Here is a 17663-nt window from a genome sequence, read left to right as displayed (position 1 = left end):
TTATGAACGACAACGCTGAGCAGCAGCACCTCATCGCGGCGCCGTCCTATGCGGCGGCCCAGCTGGCCAGGGCCTTCACCACCCGGCTGACCCACGAGGACGCCGACACCCGGCGCCGGGCCGAGGTGCGGGGGCAGCGCTGGCGGCAGGTCCTCGCGGGGATGGCCGCGGGCCGGCTGACGATCGGTTCACGCAACCCGGTCGCGGACCTCCCCGCCTGGGCGACCCCCGAGGTCGTGCGGGGCGGCTTCGCGACCGGGACCGCGAGCGCGGGCGGCCCGCTCCAGCCGTACGAGATCGAGGCCGCGCGGAGGTTCGGGGCGCCCGCCGAGCGGCGCGCGCTCTTCGCCCACTGCCTCACCGAGCCCGGACTGGCCTGGCTGTGGGGCCTGTTGGACAGCGGCCACTACGAGATCGGCGTCCCGGAGGAGGCGGCGCTGCTCACCATGGCGTGGCTGGTGCGGCACGAGGAAGTGGACGCGGCTCTCGACCTCGCGGCGGAACTGGAACCGTTCGCCGGCAGGCTGCGGTTCCTGCCCCGCCCGGCGGACGGCCCCGCACCGGACGCCACGGCGGTCCACCGGTACACCGTCTCCGACACCGTCGACACCCTGATCCGGCGGCGGCCAAACGCGGCCGTCGAGACCCAGCGCGAGGCGCTCGCCGTGTGGCAGCCGTTCGGCGACGAACTCCTCGCCCACTGGCTGCGCACCGCACAGGACGGCCGGGTCCTCGAAGCCACCCCGGACGATGACTGGCTGGCGGCCGGTGCGACGCTGCTCGACCGCTACCGGCGGCTCGCCGCGGAGCACACCCGCTGCACCAAGCACCGCAACGCCAAGTCGAACCTGGGCGTGCTGCGGGGCGCCCTGGAGGAGGTCGTCGCCGGTCGGCCGCTGGACGTGCGCAGGCTCGGCCTGCTGCGGCACGCGGTGGAGTCGATGGTGCGGCGACGCGGTCTGCCCGGGTCCCCCGCCCACACGGCGCTGCGCCGCGGCCAGGCGGGGCAGGCGGCCCTCCCCTCCCACCATGCCCTGGCCCAGTTGATGCTGCGCCGCCTCGCCGTACTCCCCCAGGACACCGGGGTCACCGATGTCGTCCCGCTCCTGCGCGCGGTGACCGAGGAGGAGGGCCGGGAGACGGGGCTGCCCGTCGGCGCCGCCGTGCCGCCCGTGATCGGCCGGGTCGTCGAGTCCGCGCTGAGTGCGCCGATCGGCACCCTCGTGGAGCGGGGCGTGGTCCCGTCCGCCGAGGTACTGGCCGAACTGGTACCGCAGTTGGTCGCGGCGACCACCGCGCGGTCGTACCGGGACGAGGCGCTGCGGGCGCTGATGACGGCGCACTACCGGGCGTTCCGCAACCGCCGCTCCCTGCTGCTGCTCAACCTGGAGCGGCAGGTGCGCGTGGAGGAACTGCCCTGGGTACGGGCGGTGTCGGGGCAGCGGTCCGCGGTGGTGGGCAGGGCGGACGGCGAGGGCACGCTCACCGTGCTGCGGCAGCTGGGCGAACTGGCCGTGCAGGCGTTCCCGGGGACCCTTCTGCCCAACCCCCTGGTCCGTGAGCTGGGTGAGCTGGGACGCGGGTGCGACCTGGGCGCCCCGTTCGTGGAGGAGTTGGCGGCGGACATCTTCATGGGGGCGTTCAGCCCGAAGTTCCTCACGGCGGCGCGGATCGCGGGCGACCTGCTGGGCGGGGGCTCGCTGTACGAGCGCTACTACGGCGTCGACTACGCGGCGATCCGCGATCTGGCGATCGCGGAGTCCGGCCCGGCCCCGGCCCGCTCCTCCGGCGCCCGAACGTCCCCCGGTTTCGCGCTCCTGTGCGCCGAGCGCGCGGGGACACCGCCCGGGTTCTGGTCGGTCGCCGCGAACGGCACGGTGATCGAGCAGGCGCAGATCCTCACCACGCACAACCTGGCCACGCTGGTCGGGCCGGTGGGCATCACCCCGCGGCCGGGCTGGGCCGACCTGGCGCGGCGCTGCTTCGTGACGGTGTGCCGGCTGACAGCGCGCGTCCATCACAATCCGCGCCCCCTGGGCACCCTCAAGGACGCGGCGTACGCCTGGCGCCAGATGCTGTTCCACCTGTCCCTCTGCCCGCCCGGGGAGCAGCGGCGGGTGATCGCCGGGCTGCCCGAGGAGACGACCCGTCACCCGGCCCATGTCGCGGCCCGGTTGGCACCGGCCCTGGCGGGCCTGACCCTGATCGCAGAGGGTGGCGCCTTCGACGCCGACGGGACGGCGGACGAGGGCCGGGCCCGACGCCTGCTGGGGTGGAGCGCCGATGGTCATTGGATGCGGAACGAGCCCCATACATAGGATGTCAATGAGTCAGCGGGCGGCGGAATAGGCGGCGTAGAGCACCAGTTGGGCTCAGCCATCCTCAATTTGCCTGTAACCATGGGATGTCATGGACGTAATCGCGTGGTATCCATACGTCCCATGAGACGGTCCTGGATTCTTCCCCTGATCACGCTGGTCGCCGCCACGTTCGGAGTGACAGCGGCGGGTGTGACCCCGGCCTCCGCCGCCCCGACCACCCCCTTGCGGGTCATGCCGTTGGGCGACTCCATCACCTGGGGCGTCGGAAGCAGTACGGGCAACGGCTACCGGGCCCCGTTGTGGAACAGGCTCGCCGCTGACGGCCACCCGCTGGACTTCGTGGGCACCGGGCGCGCCGGGTCGATGTCCGACCCCGACAACGAAGGCCACTCCGGATTCAAGATCCACCAGATCACCGCACTCACCGACGCCGCGCTGACCCGTTACCGCCCCAACGTCGTCACCCTGCACATCGGCACCAACGACCTCAACGAGAGCTACCAGGTCTCCACGGCCACGGCCCGACTGCGGTCGCTGGTCGACCGGATCACCGCCGCCGCCCCCGACGCGACCGTCCTCGTGGCCTCCCTGGTGGTGTCCACCAGCGGCTCGGAGGAGCAGTACCGGGCCGCGTACAACCAGGCCGTCCCCACGATCGTGCGGGACGCGCAGGCGGCGGGCAAGCACGTCGCGTACGTGGACATGAGCGCCCTCACCACGGCCGACCTGGTCGACGCCCTGCACCCCAACGACTCGGGCTACCAGAAGATGGCGGACGCCTTCCACCGCGGCGTGCGGACCGCGGACAGCGCCGGGTGGCTGAGGAACCCGGCTCCCGCGCCCGCGCGGGTGGAGTCGGGCATGGCCGGCAAGTGTCTCGACGTCAGCGGCGCGAGCACCGCCGACGGGACCGCCGTGCAGATCTGGAGCTGCGGCGGCGGCGCCAACCAGGTCTGGTCCGCGTACACCGACGGCACTCTGCGCTCCCTGGGCAAGTGCCTCGACGTGTCCGGCAGTGGGACGGCCAACGGCACCAAGGTGCAGCTGTGGACCTGCCACGGCGGCGCCAACCAGGTCTGGCAGCCCTACGACGGCGGCTACCGCAACCCCGCCTCCGGGCGCTGCCTGGACGTCCCGGGCTTCTCCACGACCGACGGCACCCAGCTCCACCTGTGGGACTGCCACGGCGGCAGCAACCAGAAGTGGACCACGCTGACCGCCGGCTGACCTTCCGTCGCACCGGCCGGACCGGGGTGGCGTACGCCCGGCACGCCACCCCGCCTCATCCGAACCGGCCTCCTCAGGGCCCGTCGTGGCCCGCGCCGGGAACCTCGATCGTCACGGGCCCCCGGGGTGGGGCCCGGCCCGCCGCCGTGGGCGGATGCCGTCACCGGACGTGCCGTGCGACGCCGGTCGCCTTCGCCATCAGCCACTCCAGCGGGCCGCGGGAGGCGTACCGCGACCAGACGGTCGCGAAGACCATCACCGCCGCGATGAAGCCGAGGAGGACGTGCAGCGGGGACCCCGGCAGTTCCTCGATGCCCAGGAGCTGGATGCCGACGATGTGGAGAACGTACGCCGTCAGCGACATCGAGCCGACCGCGACGACCGGCCGCGCCAGACGGCCCAGACGGGGAAAGGCGTCCATCGCGGACAGGCAGCCGGCCACGACGGCGATCGCCACCCCGGTGCTGGCGACGATCGACAGGGTCGTCTCACTGTGCGGGGAGGCGACCAGCAGCGCGTGGGCGCTGTCAAAGGGGTAGCCGCCCGTGTCGGACCACCACAGGTCACCGGGGTCACCGCCCCAGGTGGACGCGCCGATCGCCGCGTACGCGCCGGGCACGAGATGGATCGCCAGCCACGAGCCCCCGTAGCCGACGACCGCCAGCGCGACACCCGCCAGCGCAAGCCGTGCGCGGACGGCAGTGGCGGTGAGGTCGAGGCGGGCGACGGCCATACCGGCGATGACGAACGGAATCCAGGTCAGCGCGGGGTAGCTTCCGGTGAAGAGCAGCGAGACGGGCCCGTCGTAGCCGCCCTCCGGGCCGACCCCGCTGTCCAGGACCGTCTGCCGCAGCACGTACAACACCTGCGGCAGCACCAGCGCCGTGCCCGCCGCGATCACCGCGAGCGGACCCGCGCCGAGCCGGTACAGCGGCAGGACGAGGAGGAAGTACACGCCGTAGAAGGCGAGGATCACCTCGACCGGGGTGCCGGACATCGTCAGCGCCGTGCCCACGGCCAGCAGGATCACCGCCCGGATGACCACCTTGGCGACGGCCTGGCGGCCCGCCCGGCCCGTCTTCGGCACGCTGCGCCCAGTGATGAGCACGACGGCGAACCCGGCCAGGAACGCGAACAGGGCGGAGGAGCGGCCGTGGGCCAGCTCCATCAGGAAGCCGGTCACCCCGCCCTCACTGGGGTCGGGGCCGACATGGGCCGCGTACATGCCGAAGACGGCGAGGCCACGAGCCAGGTCCAGGCCGATCAGCCGGCCCACGCCGGGCGCACCGGGCTCGCCGCGCTCGCCGGGCGAGGGGTCGGCCGAGCGGGGTATCGGCGACGTGCCGTCTGCCGGGGGCGGCGTCATGCTCGGGGGCGGCTTGGTGGCTGAGTGCTGTGTCATGGCGCCAAGCCTGGAAAGAACGCGGGCCGTGGAGTATCCGGCGACCGGCCGTGCCACCCCTGCCGACCGGAGGGCGCTTCCCCACCGGTTGGCGGGAGGCGTCCTTCGTGAGAGTGACGAGGACATGACTCAGGAAGGCATGGAGCGACCGCCCGGTACACCGCTCCGCGGACCGCCCGACGCACCGCTCCGCACCACGGACCGCCGTCCGGCGGCCCGGCTCACTGCTCCTTCGGCGGAGCCGTGCTCTCCCGGAGGGTCAGGGTGGTCGCGAGCTCCAGTCCCACCTGCGGCACTTCCTCCCCGCGGCCGAGGGCGAGCGCCAGTTCCGTGGCGGCGGTCGCCATCTCGGCGAGGGGCTGGTGGACGGTGGTCAGGGGCGGATCCATCCATGCCACGGCCGGTACGTCGTCGAAGCCCACCACGCTGAGATCGTCCGGGATGCGCAACCCGAGTTCACGGGCGGCCTGGTAGACGCCGACCGCCTGCATGTCGTTCGCGGTGAACACGGCGGTGGGCCGGTCGGGCCGGGACAGCAACTCCCGTGCGGTCGTGTACCCGTGCTCACGGGTGAGCTGGGTCCTGACCACCAGGCGGGGTTCCGCCGGCAGGCCGGCCTCCGCGAGTGCGGACGTGTAGCCGGACAGCCGGGCGAGGCAGAAGGCGTGGTCGGGCCCACTGATCATCGCGATGCGCCGGTGTCCGAGTCCGATGAGGTGCCGGGTCGCGGCCTGACCGCCCCTCCAGTTCGTGGCGCCCACGAACGGCACGTCGTCGGGCAGTTCGTCGATCGGGTCAAAGACGACGAACGGAATGCCCCGCGCCCTCAGTTGCTCGCGCTCCGCCTCGGAGAGCTGGGCCACCGACAGGACGCAGCGGGGGCGTCGGCCGACGGTGTCGTCGATGGTCATGCCGGAGGTGTCATGGAGCCCGAACTCCGACACCAGCACACCGATCCGGTTCTTCCGGGCGACCCGTTCGACGCCGCGAATGATCTCCACGGCCCACATGCTCTCCAGTTCGCGGAACACCAGCTCCACGAGATTGCTGCGGTTCTTGGGCAGCTTGCGGTAGCCGTGCTGGTGGATCAGCTGCTCCACGCGGGCCCGTGTCTCGTCCGACACCCCGGACCGGCCGTTGAGCACCTTCGACACGGTGGGTACAGAGACGCCCGCGGACTCGGCGATGTACGCGATCGTCACCGATGCCGGTCCCTCGCCGCGCGCCCCGTGGTCCTCCGTCGAAGGTTGATCCGCTCGGTTGTCCGGCACGGTCGCCCTCTCCCCTCCCCTGGCCTGCTGCCCCGCCATTCTGGCACCTGGGGCCCGGGAACCGGCGATCGTCCGGCGCGCAGCGGCCGCGCCCCGCCGACGGCCGGCAGCCGGCAGCCGGCAGCCGACGGTCAGCGGCCGGCGGTCAACGGCCGGCGGTCAGCGGTCGAGGTGGAAGCGGACGGTGGTGCCGTCGGGTGCCGTGTGGAGGCGGACGAGGTCGGTGATGTGGTGGACCAGCAGCAGACCGCGTCCGCCCAGTTGGTCGCGTGCCGGGGGTCTGCGGCCGGCCAGGGGGTCGGTCAGCCGCCCGAAGTCGTGGACCTCGCAGACGATCTGCTCGCCCTCGGCCCAGATCCGCAGCGTCCCCGATCCACCGCCGTGCACCACGGAGTTGGTGGTCAGCTCCGCGACCGCCAGCGTCAGATCCTGCATCCGCGCCTCCGCCAGGCCGAGCCGGCGGGCCTCCCGCACCGCGAACGCGCGGGCCCACGGCAGCGCTTCCGCGTCGAACGGCAGAGCCGCCGCTCCGGGCGGGCCGGTGAGGGGCTCGTTGTAGCGGGCGACGACCTGCTCGGGCGCGTAGGCGGCGCTGGGCCGTTCGACACCGGAGTCGATGACGACGGGATGCGTGGCGCGGGCGTCGTCGAGCACCGCCGGGGTCAGGGCGTCCGCGTCGTACGGGCAGAGGATCGTCACCGCACGGCCCTCGAAGGCCGCGTTGATGAGGGCCTCGTGCTGGACGCACGCCGGGTACTCCGCCGCCGAGCGGCCGGCCCAGATCGGCTCCCCGATGATCCTCACCCGGCCGCCCGGGTGGGCGTCGGCGAAGGCACGCAGGACGCCGGGGATGATCCGCCCGGGGTTGCGGCCCGCCCGCGTCATGTCGAGGAACTCGACACCGGCGGCGTCGGCGCCCAGCCCGGCCTCGACGAGGGCGAGGCGGGGGCCCGGTACGGCGACCGCGACGGCCTCCCCGGCGGCCAGACCGTCCCGGAGGAACGGCACGGTGCCCGCCAGGTACTGCTCCTCACCGCGGTAGAACAGCGCCGGGTGCGCGAAAGGTCCTCTGTGGGCGGTCGTGGTCATCGCTCCGCCACCTCGATCGTCGCGAGGCCGGGCCAGAACAGCTCGAGGATGCGCGTCAGCTCCGGCGGCGGACGGTGCACGACGATACGGCCGGTGGTCAGTCGCTGCGCGGTGACCGCCAGCACCGCCGCGCCGCCCACGTCGATGGACATCAGCCCCGACAACTCCACGTGGGAGATGTCGCCATGGGTGCTCGCCACCTTCTTCAGGGCCTGTTCCCAGGATGAACGGGTGATCACGTTGATCTCTCCAGCGGCACGGATACCGGGGCGGCCGGACAGCGAACGGATCTCCAGCGCGGAGCCCCCGGGCCGCGGTGCCGGTGCCCTCTCGTCCTCGCCGTCGGCGGCATCCACGATCCCTCCCTGTGTCGGGTACCGGGGGGCGACGCTCCCCTGTCGCCGCTCACCGCGTCCCCGGAAACGACTGACCTCAAGACACGTCATCGTATAACCCGCCCGTCGGCCGGACCTGCTGGCGTGTCCGGCGTTTACGGGTGGGCTTTCGGGACAGTCCAGCGCCTGTCATGGACACAGGGGTTCGAGCGCCCGGTGGGACGGTCGACCGGCGGAGGGGGAACAACCGTGCTCCCGCACAGGACGGTGGCGCCGCTTACTCGGCGCCCTGACGGGCGTGGCCGTCGCGCTCGGACTCACCGCGGAGGTGGCGCAGCCCGCCGCGGCGGCCGACGGTACGCCCTGGGCCGTGACCGCCTACCACCACACCAGCGAGGCCGGTGACTGGATCGGACAGGGCTCCGCCGTCGCGTACACCCCGTCCACGGCGAGCATCACCGTCGAAAAGAGTCGGACCACGGTGCACCCACCGCTCCGCGCGAGTGCCGGCGCGCAGCTGGGCGAGCAGTTCGGCCGGAGCGCCCGGCGCTGGGGCGTACGGTGTGACGGGCGCGCGGTCTGACGTCACCAGCAGACCAGGCGTGATCAACGTGGTGAACGCGCTGCCGCAGGTCGCGGCGCCCGCCCTGCGCCGATCGTGACGTACCTAGGCGGCTACCGGGTGCTGCACCTGGTGGTGGCCGGGCGCAGTGATCGTCACAGGGCTCCGGCGTCCCGGGCCGTCCAGACGCTCGGGTAGATCGGCCGGAAGCCGAGCTCCCGGCGGATCCGCTGGTTGGACATGATCCCGAACCACGGGTCGGGGTCCGTGAGCTCCTGGAGCCCGGCGGGCGCCTCGACGCCGTTGAGCTGGTACAGCTCGACCGTCGTGACGGGGGCGTCATCGGCGATGTTGTAGATCCGGCCGGCGATGCCCGGCGCGTACAACAGACGCATCAGGCCCTGGGCGACGTCCGCGTGGTGGGCCATCTGCAGGCGCTGGTGCGGCGCCCAACGGGCGGCCCAATGCAAGGAGTTGGCGAGGTGCGGGTCGCCCTCGCCATAGACGAAGGGGAGCCGTCCGATGCGTACGTCCAGGCCCTCGAGGGCGAGCAGTTCGCGCTCGGCCTCGGCCTTGGACTCGGGGTAGGCGCCCCACATCTCGCCGCCCGGTCGGCTCTCGTCCGCCTCGGTCAGCGGGCGGCCCCGTCCGACGCCGTACACATTGCCCGTGCTGACCTGCACGAACCGCTCCACGCCGGAGGCCTGCGCGGCGCGGCCGAGGGCCACCGCGGCGTCCCGGTTGACGGCCCACGCCTCCTCGTCCGGCACCCCGCGGAAGGAGGCGGCGACGTTCACGACGGCGTCCACGCCGGCGAGCGCCTTGCCGAGTGTCTCCTCATCGCGCATGTCTCCTACGGCGACCTGGGCGCCCAGCTCCGCGAAGCGCTCGCCGCGGGCCGCGTCCCGCACCAGGACTCGCACCTGCTCGCCCGGCTGCCGCTGGACCAGCAGCCTCGGCACGAAGCGGCGTCCGATCTGTCCCGTCGTACCGGTCACCAAAGTCAGCATGATGTGCTCCTCACGCACTGTGTCGCTGTCGTCGGTGACCAGCCTCGGTGGACGCGGGGACGACCGGGAGAGACCTCCTCATCAGGGGATCGCAAGTCCCTGGATAAGCCGGCCGGCCTCCCGCACCCTGGAGAGGTGAACCGAGCCGACCTCGCCGACTTCCTGCGCCGCGCTCGCGCCCGCCTGGGCCCCTCCGACGTGGGTCTCACGGCCGGAGCCCGCCGCCGTACGCCGGGGCTGCGCCGCGAGGAGGTGGCCCAGCTGGCCGGCATGTCCGTGGACTACTACACGCGGCTGGAACAGTCCCGGGGCCCGCGCCCGTCCCGCCAGATGCTCACCGCGCTGGCCCGCGCCCTGCGCCTGACGGAGGACGAACGCGACCACCTCTTCCACCTCACCGGTGAAGAGCCGCCGCGCCGGGAGGCGACCAGCACGCACGTGCGCCCGGGCCTGCTCCTGGTGCTGGACCGGCTGCACGACACCCCGGCGATGGTGGTGACCGACTGCGGCGAGGTCCTGGCCCAGAACGCGCTGTCGCGGGCGCTGAGCGGAGACGTCCTCGCCCGCCCGCCCCGAGGACGCAACATGATCCGTCGCTTCTTCCTGGACCCGGCGGTCCAGGAGCTGTTCCCGCCCGAGGACCGCCCGGAGCGCGCCCGCGAGCAGGTCGCCGGCCTGCGAGCGGTGGCCTCGGCCCGCCCCACGGACCCCGAACCCGCCGCCCTCGTCGCCGAACTACGCGCCGCGAGCGAGGAATTCGCCCGCCTCTGGGACGAACACGAGGTCGCCGTACGCCGCGCCACCACAAAGCGCTTCCGGCACCCTGCGATCGGCATCCTCGAACTCGACTGCGAGGTCCTCCTCAACTCCGACCACAACCAGCAACTCGTCATCCACACGGCCCGCCCGGGCACGGAGTCGTCCGAGCGCTTGCAGTTGCTGCGGGTGGTGGGCTTGCAGGACCTGACGCCGACGAGCTCCTGACCGCGTGCGCGCGTTTTGACCGCGGGTACGGCCGAGACGCACGCCGACGCGCTGCGGGAGCTGTACCCGCGGGTCCGCCGACGACCGCGGTACGTCGCGGGTGCGCAACCGGCCGGCCGCGTGGCGGACCATCCGGTGCACAAGGACGTGTGATCATGCAGCCTGCGGACCTGGTGGCCGCGCCAGTCGGACCAGGATTCGTCCTCGTCCTTGGTGAGCGGATCATTGGTGAACCGCCCGCCGGCGCCGTCCTCGTAGGTGTACGAGGTGGTCAGATGCCGAGGAATCGTTCGCCTACTTGGAGGAGATCAGCGACCCCCTCACCCGTGACCAGGAGACCCAGCCCGACATGGCACCGGTCGGCGAAGCCGCGGACGGCATGCGGGCCGTACGCCTCGCCGGGGACCTGCGCCCCGACGTCGTCCTCATGGACGTCCGGAACCCCGGGACCGACGGGATCCAGGCAACCCGAAAGGTCATCCGGATCTCCCCGCAGAGCGAGAGGACTGCTCCTCACCACCTTCGACCTAGTCCACCCGGACGCCCACGACGCAGGTGTCGTCGTCCGTGTCCGACTTGCTGTAGGTGAGCAGGCGGTCCAGTTGCTGGTCGAGCGTGGGCGGGACCGTGCTCGCGGCCGTCAGCAGCTGGGCCAGGGACTCCTCCACGGAACGGTCACGGCGTTCGATCAGACCGTCCGTGTACATCAACAAGGTGTCGTCGACGGCCAGTTGGAGTTCGTGCTCCTCGTACGTCGCCTCGGGCACGGCGCCGAGCAGCAGGCCCTTGAGCAGGGGCAGCGGTGCCGCCTCGCCGTCGCGCACCAGGACGGGTGGCAGATGGCCGGCCCTCGCCCAGCGCAGGGTGCGGACCTCGGGGTCGTACAGGCCGCAGACCGCCGTGGCGGTGACGGCGCCGTTGAGATGGTGGGCCACCATGTTGAGCCAGGACAGCAGTTGGGCCGGTCCCGCTCCCGTCACGGCGAGGCCGCGCAGCGCGTTGCGCAGGACGACCATGCTGGTGGCCGCCTCGATGCCGTGTCCGGCGACGTCCCCCACGCACAGCAGCACCAGCCGGGACGGCAGCACGACCGCGTCGTACCAGTCGCCGCCGACCAGGTTCTGCGTCTCCGCGGGCCGGTAGCGGACGGCCACCCGCAGCCCGGGGGCCTCAAGGGGGGCCTGCGCGGGAGGCATGATCGCGTGCTGGAGCTGGAGGGTCAGCCGGTTGCGTTCGCTCGCCTGCTGCTCGGTGTGGGCGAGCTGGTCGCGGGTCGCGGCGAGGGCGACCTCCGTCCAGTGGTGGGCGGAGATGTCCTGGTAGGCGCCCCGTACGACGAACAGCCGGCCGTCGGAGTCGAGGACCGGTTCGGCCACCACGCGGATGTGCCGGGTGACTCCGTCGGGCCGCTGGAGCCGGAACGCCGTGGACGCGGGGCGGCGATGGTGCAGCAACGTGCGCAGGAACCTGCCGATGGCGACGGCGTCGTCGGGGTGGGCATGGGCGGGCAGCTCCTCCAGCGGGACCGGGCCGCCGACGGCGGGCTTGCCGTAGAGGCTGTAGAGCTGCCCGTTCCAGGTGATCTCGCCGGTGAGGAGGTTCTCCTCGAAGCCGCCGATGCGGCCGAGGCGCTGGGCGTGCTGGAGCAGACTCGCCAGACGGGCCGTCTCGTCCTCTATCCGCCAGATGAGCAGGACGCAGCCCCCGTGGCGGCTGATGTTGACGTCGGCGACCGCGGCCAGCGGCACGTCGTCCACGAGCGCGGTGAGCCGCATGCGGTGGGCGCGGAACGGCTCGCCCGTGGCGTAGACCCGTTCGACCTGGCCGAAGAGTTCGCTGTCCCCGGCGGCCATCGGGTAGGCCTCCAGCAGCAGGGCCCCGTTGACGACGCCGCGGGGCCGGCCGGCAGGGTCGAGGAAGCGCCGGTTGACGTGGTGGATGCGGAAGTCGACCAGTTCCCCGTCGGCGTCCAGGTGCGGGACGAGCACCAGCGCGGGGTCGTGGAGGCCGTCGGCCAGGTCCATCAGTTCGGCGACGGCCGGCAGGACGCCGGGCCGGGTGTCGCCGTCGGGCCGGCGCGGGACGTATGTCTCCAGCGTGTGTGCGCACAGCTCGGCCAGCGCCTCCACCTGGCGGACGATCTGCGGGGGCTGGGGCTCCAGCGGTGTGGGCCAGACGATCTCCAGCACACCGTGGATACGGCCGCCGGTGCCCGCGGGGAGGGCTACGCGGCCTCCGTCGGGGTGGTGGTGCCGGCCGATGGACGGCAGCCCGGTCTCCGACAGACAGCCGATCCACTGGCCCGTCCGCTCGCCGAGCCCGCGGCGTGCCACGGTCGCCACGCCCGGCGGCACATACCGCCAGCGGCCGGCCTCCGCCGCCGAGAACCCGGCGCTGCCCGCCAGGGTGAGGGAGCCGTCGGCGTCCAGCGCCCAGATGGCGACGGCCTCCGCGCCGAGCGGTGTCAGGGCGTGTTCGAGCAGGGAGTCGGCCACGGCCTGCGCGTCGTCCGCGGCCAGCGCCCCGCTCTCGGCGGTCCGCAGCCGTACGGCGAAGGAGTCGCGCCCCGCCTCGGTGGTGTCGTCGCGGTGCGCCGTGGTCGCGAGGAACGCGGTCGTCATCTCCGAGAGCCGGTCGCGCGAGGCCTGGTTGATGACCTCGACGGCGAACTCCAGGGGGGTCACGCCCGCCTGTTCGGTCAGTTCGGCGAGCTGCCGTGCCGCCTGGGCCGGCCCGCAGTGCAGGCGTTCGACGAGGATGCCCTTGGCCAGCTCGACCAGGGCGCGGCCGTCGGCTTCAGCCTGGGCGGCCTGCACCTCGCGGCGCAGGCGCTCGACGGTCGCGGCGAGCCGTCCGACCGGGGAGGACTGTCCTGTGCCGTCCTCTTCGCCTTCGCCCGGGCCGGTGACGGCCACCGCGTCACCGTCCGGGGCCGGGTCGGCGGGGGTCCGGGCGACGGTCGTCCCGGCGGTCCGGCCGACGGCGAGCAGATCGGTGCCCGCCGCCCGGTCGTCGGCTGACGGCTCGCTCGTCGGGGCGCCGAGGTCCGGCGGGTCTGTGGGCTGCTGGAGGTTGCTCACGGTTGGCCTGTTCCTGGGCTCGGGCGTCCGGGGACGCCAGGCGGTCGGCTGGTGCGCGCGGCGGGGCGGTTGCCCGTCACGTGGACAGCCAGCGTCGGACGCGGCCGATGAGGTCGTTGGTGTCGACGGGCTTGGTGACGTAGTCGTTGGCGCCCGACGCGAGACTCTTCTCCTGGTCGCCGGGCATGGCCTTGGCGGTGACGGCGATGATGGGCAGTTCGGCGTACCGGTCCATCGCGCGGATCTCCGCGGTCGCGGTGTACCCGTCCATCTCCGGCATCATCACGTCCATCAGGACGAGCGAGATCTCGGGGTGGGCGAGCAGCATCTCGATGCCCGTGCGGCCGTTGTCGGCGTGCAGGACCTGGAAGCCGTGCAGTTCGAGGACCCCGCTGAGGGCGAAGAGGTTGCGCGCGTCGTCGTCGACCACGAGCACGGTACGGCCGAGGAAGGCGTCGTCGACGACCTCGGCGGCCGGGCGCTGGAGGTCGTCGCCCCGGACCAGGGAGAGCACGTCGCCCGGCTCCTCGGCGGACAGGTGCAGGGTGATCCGTTCGCGCAGTTCGTCGAGGCTGGACAGGAAGTCCAGCGGGCGGCTCTCCGCGCGGGAGCGCAGCGTCTGCTCCTGCGCGAGGTCCACACGGTGTCCGGTGTGCACGAGGACGGGCACGCTGGCGAGCGCCGAGTCGCCCTCCATGGCCTCCAGCAGCCGGGCGCCCTCGCCGTCGGGCATGCCGAGTTCCAGGACGACGCAGTGGCAGGGGTCGGCGGCCAGGGTGCTCGCCGCTTCCTGCGCTCCCACCGCCGTGATGATGTCGATGGCGCCGAGCGGGTCGTCGGGGTCGGGCGCGATGTCCGCGACGGCGCGTTCGGCGACGAGGGTCAGCAGCCCGCGCGGCCGTTCCTCGACGACGAGGAGGCGCCGCCTGCGCCGTTCCGCCGTCACGGTGGGAGTGGTGTCCGGGCGGGTGGCCGGCGGGAGTTCGGCGGTGTCCGACTGCTCCACGGGCCGGGCGCCGCCCGCGAGCACGTCCTCGAAGTCGTCGCGCGCCACGGGGAGGTAGAGCGTGAAGGTGCTGCCCTGACCGGGTGTGCTGTCGACCGTGACGGCGCCGCCCAGCAGATGGGCGATCTCCCGGGTGATCGACAGGCCGAGACCGGTGCCGCCGTACTTGCGGCTGGTGGTGCCGTCGGCCTGCTGGAACGCGCCGAAGATCGCCTCCAGTTGCTGCTGGGGGATGCCGATGCCGGTGTCCTTCACCCGGAAGGCCACGACGGGGCCGCCGCGGAGGACGCCGAGGGGCACCTCCCGGTCGGCGGCGGGCTCGATGCGCAGTTCGACCCCGCCCTGTTCGGTGAACTTCACCGCGTTGGAGAGCAGGTTGCGCAGGATCTGCCGCAGCCGGGAGTCGTCGGTGAGCAGGTCGGCCGGTGTGCCGGGGGCGGTGGCCACCGTGAAGTCGAGGCTCTTCTGCGTCGTCATCGGCCGGAACGTCGCCTCGACGTACTCCAGCAGCTTGCGCAGCGGGACCCGTTCGGGGGTGACGTCCATCTTGCCGGCCTCGACCTTCGACAGGTCGAGGATGTCGTTGATCAGCTGGAGCAGGTCCGAGCCGGCCGAGTGGATGATGCCCGCGTACTCGACCTGCTTGGGGGTGAGGTTGCGGGAGGGGTTCTGTGCGAGCAGCTGGGCGAGGATCAGCAGGCTGTTGAGCGGGGTGCGCAGTTCGTGGCTCATGTTGGCCAGGAACTCCGACTTGTACTTGGACGCGAGCGCCAGTTCCTGGGCGCGGGTCTCCAGTTCCTGCCGGGCCTGTTCGATCTCCAGGTTCTTGGCCTCGATGTCGCGGTTCTGCGAGGCGAGCAGCGACGCCTTCTCCTCCAGTTCGGCGTTGGAGCGCTGGAGTTCGTCCTGCTGCACCTGCAGCTCGGCGGAGCGGGCCTGGAGTTCCGCGGTGAGCCGCTGGGACTCGTCCAGCAGTTCGTCGGTGCGGGCGTTGGCCACGATGGTGTTGAGGTTCACGCCGATGGTGGGCATCAGCTGGGCGAGGAAGTCCTGGTGGATCTGGGTGAAGCGGGTGACGGAGCCCAGTTCGATGACGCCGAGGACCTGGTCCTCGACCACGATGGGCAGCACCACCAGGGCGCTGGGCTCGGCCTGTCCGAGGCCGGAGGAGATGGTGACGTAGCCCGGCGGCAGTTCCTCGACGCTGATGGGCCGGCGGTTGCGCGCGGCCTGCCCGACGAGGGAGCGCCCGACGGGGATGCGGTCGGGCCGGTCGGTGTCGTCGGGGTAGCCGTACGAGCCGACGAGCCGCAGCTCGGGGCCGCGCTCGGTGTCCTCGGCGAGGTAGAAGGCGCCGTACTGCGCCGAGACCAGCGGCGAGAGTTCGTCCATGATGAGTTCGGCGACGACGGGCAGCTCGCGGTGGCCCTGCATGAGGCCGGAGATCCGGGCGAGGTTGGTCTTCAGCCAGTCCTGCTCCTGGTTGGCCCGCGTGGTCTCCCGCAGGGACTCCACCATGGAGTTGATGTTGTCCTTGAGGTCGGCGACCTCGCCCGACGCCTCGACCGTGATGGACCGGGTCAGGTCGCCCTCGGCGACGGCGCTGGTGACCTCGGCGATCGCGCGGACCTGGCGGGTGAGGTTCCCGGCGAGTTCGTTCACGTTCTCCGTCAGCCGCTTCCAGGTGCCCTCGACGCCCTCGACCTCGGCCTGCCCGCCGAGCCGGCCCTCGCTGCCGACCTCGCGGGCGACGCGGGTGACCTCGGCGGCGAACGACGACAGCTGGTCGACCATCGTGTTGATGGTGGTCTTCAGCTCCAGGATCTCCCCGCGCGCGTCGACATCGATCTTCTTCGACAGGTCGCCGTTGGCGACGGCGGTGGTCACGAGGGCGATGTTGCGGACCTGGCCGGTGAGGTTGTTGGCCATCGAGTTGACGTTGTCGGTGAGGTCCTTCCAGGTGCCGGCGACGTTCGGCACGTGCGCCTGGCCCCCGAGGCGTCCCTCGGTGCCGACCTCGCGCGCGACGCGGGTGACCTCGTCGGCGAACGCGGAGAGGGTGTCGACCATCGTGTTGATGACGTCCGCGAGGGCGGCGACCTCGCCCTTGGCCTCGACCGTGATCTTCTGCGAGAGGTCGCCGCGTGCGACGGCGGTGGCGACCTGGGCGATGGAGCGGACCTGGCCGGTCAGGTTGGACGCCATCACGTTGACGTTGTCCGTGAGGTCCTTCCAGGTCCCCGAGACGCCCCGGACGATCGCCTGGCCGCCGAGGTTGCCCTCGGTGCCGACCTCGCGGGCGACGCGGGTGACCTCGTCGGCGAACGCGGAGAGCTGGTCGACCATCGTGTTGATGGTGTTCTTCAGCTCCAGGATCTCCCCGCGCGCGTCCACGGTGATCTTCTGCGACAGATCGCCCTGTGCCACCGCGGTGGCGACCTGGGCGACGTTGCGGACCTGCGCGGTGAGGTTGCCCGCCATGAAGTTCACGGAGTCCGTGAGGTCACGCCAGGTGCCCTTGACGCCCTTGACGTCGGCCTGCCCGCCGAGGCGCCCCTCGGTTCCGACCTCGCGCGCGACGCGGGTCACCTCGTCGGCGAAGCCGGAGAGCTGGTCGACCATCGTGTTGATGGTGTTCTTCAGCTCCAGGATCTCGCCCCGCGCGTCCACGGTGATCTTCTGCGAGAGGTCGCCCTGGGCCACCGCCGTGGTCACCTGGGCGACGTTGCGGACCTGCGAGGTCAGGTTGCCCGCCATGAAGTTGACCGAGTCGGTCAGGTCGCGCCAGACGCCGGCGACACCGGGCACCTGGGCCTGGCCGCCGAGGCGGCCCTCGCTGCCGACCTCCCGGGCGACCCGGGTGACCTCGTCGGCGAACGACGACAGCTGGTCGACCATCGTGTTGACGGTCTCCTTCAGCTGGAGGATCTCGCCGCGCGCGGGAACGTCGATCTTCTGCGACAGGTCGCCCTTGGCGACCGCCGTCGCCACCTGGGCGATGTCGCGCACCTGGGTGGTCAGGTTGCCGGCCATGGCGTTGACCGAGTCGGTCAGGTCCGCCCAGGTGCCCGAGACCCCCGGCACCTCGGCCTGACCGCCGAGCGTGCCCTCGGTGCCGACCTCGCGCGCGACGCGGGTGACCTCCGAGGTGAACACGGACAGCTGGTCCACCATGCCGTTGAAGACCGTGGCGATGTCACCCAGCAGACCGTCGCCGTCGGACGGCAGCCGGGTGCCGAAGTCTCCGTCCCGTACGGCGGTCAGTCCGGCCAGCAACTGGCGCAGTTCCTGCTCGCCCGGGGCCCGGTCGGTGGCCTCGATCGTCTTGCCGCTCATGCGCACCCTCGTTCCGCTCCCCAAGAGCCCTCACCCCGAG

Annotated in this window: 10 protein-coding genes and 1 pseudogene; 3 read left to right on the top strand and 8 right to left on the bottom strand. The window is 72.4% G+C overall.

The features are described 5' to 3' along the window. Positions 1-2 precede the first annotated feature (2 nt). Positions 3-2318: a hypothetical protein gene (locus M8J73_RS18670; protein ID WP_055537050.1), complete on the top strand. Its 2316-nt coding sequence runs from the start codon at positions 3-5 to the stop codon at positions 2316-2318. A 123-nt stretch (positions 2319-2441) separates the two neighbouring features. Then, positions 2442-3548, top strand: a complete 1107-nt coding sequence (locus M8J73_RS18665; RefSeq protein WP_055537051.1) for an SGNH/GDSL hydrolase family protein — start codon at positions 2442-2444, stop codon at positions 3546-3548. Between the two features lie 160 nt (positions 3549-3708). Here M8J73_RS18665 and M8J73_RS18660 read toward each other — a convergent pair whose 3' ends face one another. The 6 genes and pseudogenes from M8J73_RS18660 to M8J73_RS18635 form a co-directional block, all read right to left on the bottom strand. After that, positions 3709-4950, bottom strand: a complete 1242-nt coding sequence (locus M8J73_RS18660; protein ID WP_240500963.1) for a DUF418 domain-containing protein — start codon at positions 4948-4950, stop codon at positions 3709-3711. A gap of 221 nt (positions 4951-5171) precedes the next feature. Further along, complete coding sequence (locus M8J73_RS18655; protein WP_240500965.1) at positions 5172-6152, bottom strand: LacI family DNA-binding transcriptional regulator; 981 nt, start codon at positions 6150-6152, stop codon at positions 5172-5174. A gap of 228 nt (positions 6153-6380) precedes the next feature. Beyond that, entirely contained in the window at positions 6381-7310 is a 930-nt protein-coding gene (locus tag M8J73_RS18650) for an anti-sigma factor RsbA family regulatory protein (RefSeq protein WP_055537054.1), read from the bottom strand. Beyond that, complete coding sequence (locus M8J73_RS18645) at positions 7307-7666, bottom strand: STAS domain-containing protein (protein WP_055537055.1); 360 nt, start codon at positions 7664-7666, stop codon at positions 7307-7309. Before M8J73_RS18645 ends, M8J73_RS18650 begins: the two co-directional genes overlap by 4 nt. 463 nt (positions 7667-8129) lie before the next feature. Beyond that, positions 8130-8240, bottom strand: a pseudogene (locus M8J73_RS45760) (DUF6247 family protein); the annotation flags it as partial. A gap of 122 nt (positions 8241-8362) precedes the next feature. After that, positions 8363-9217, bottom strand: coding sequence for an NAD-dependent epimerase/dehydratase family protein (locus tag M8J73_RS18635; protein WP_055537057.1), 855 nt, complete (start codon positions 9215-9217; stop codon positions 8363-8365). Between the two features lie 135 nt (positions 9218-9352). On the opposite strand from M8J73_RS18635, the gene M8J73_RS18630 reads away from it, so the two are divergent. Then, positions 9353-10201 carry a helix-turn-helix transcriptional regulator gene (locus M8J73_RS18630; protein WP_249828823.1) on the top strand — a complete coding sequence of 283 codons (849 nt, stop codon included), beginning with the start codon at positions 9353-9355 and terminating at the stop codon, positions 10199-10201. Positions 10202-10728: 527 nt separating this feature from the next. Here M8J73_RS18630 and M8J73_RS18625 read toward each other — a convergent pair. Together M8J73_RS18625 and M8J73_RS18620 are read right to left on the bottom strand one after the other, a co-directional pair. Further along, on the bottom strand, positions 10729-13116 hold the full coding sequence (locus M8J73_RS18625) for a SpoIIE family protein phosphatase (RefSeq protein WP_240500968.1): 2388 nt from the start codon (positions 13114-13116) through the stop codon (positions 10729-10731). Positions 13117-13357: 241 nt separating this feature from the next. Further along, on the bottom strand, positions 13358-17623 hold the full coding sequence (locus M8J73_RS18620) for a HAMP domain-containing hybrid sensor histidine kinase/response regulator (RefSeq protein WP_249828822.1): 4266 nt from the start codon (positions 17621-17623) through the stop codon (positions 13358-13360). Between the last annotated feature and the right edge of the window lie 40 nt (positions 17624-17663).

Origin of the sequence: Streptomyces neyagawaensis, assembly GCF_023516595.1 — a bacterium.
GTDB classification, from domain to species: domain Bacteria; phylum Actinomycetota; class Actinomycetes; order Streptomycetales; family Streptomycetaceae; genus Streptomyces; species Streptomyces neyagawaensis.
This window is presented reverse-complemented; position numbering and strand designations above follow the sequence as displayed.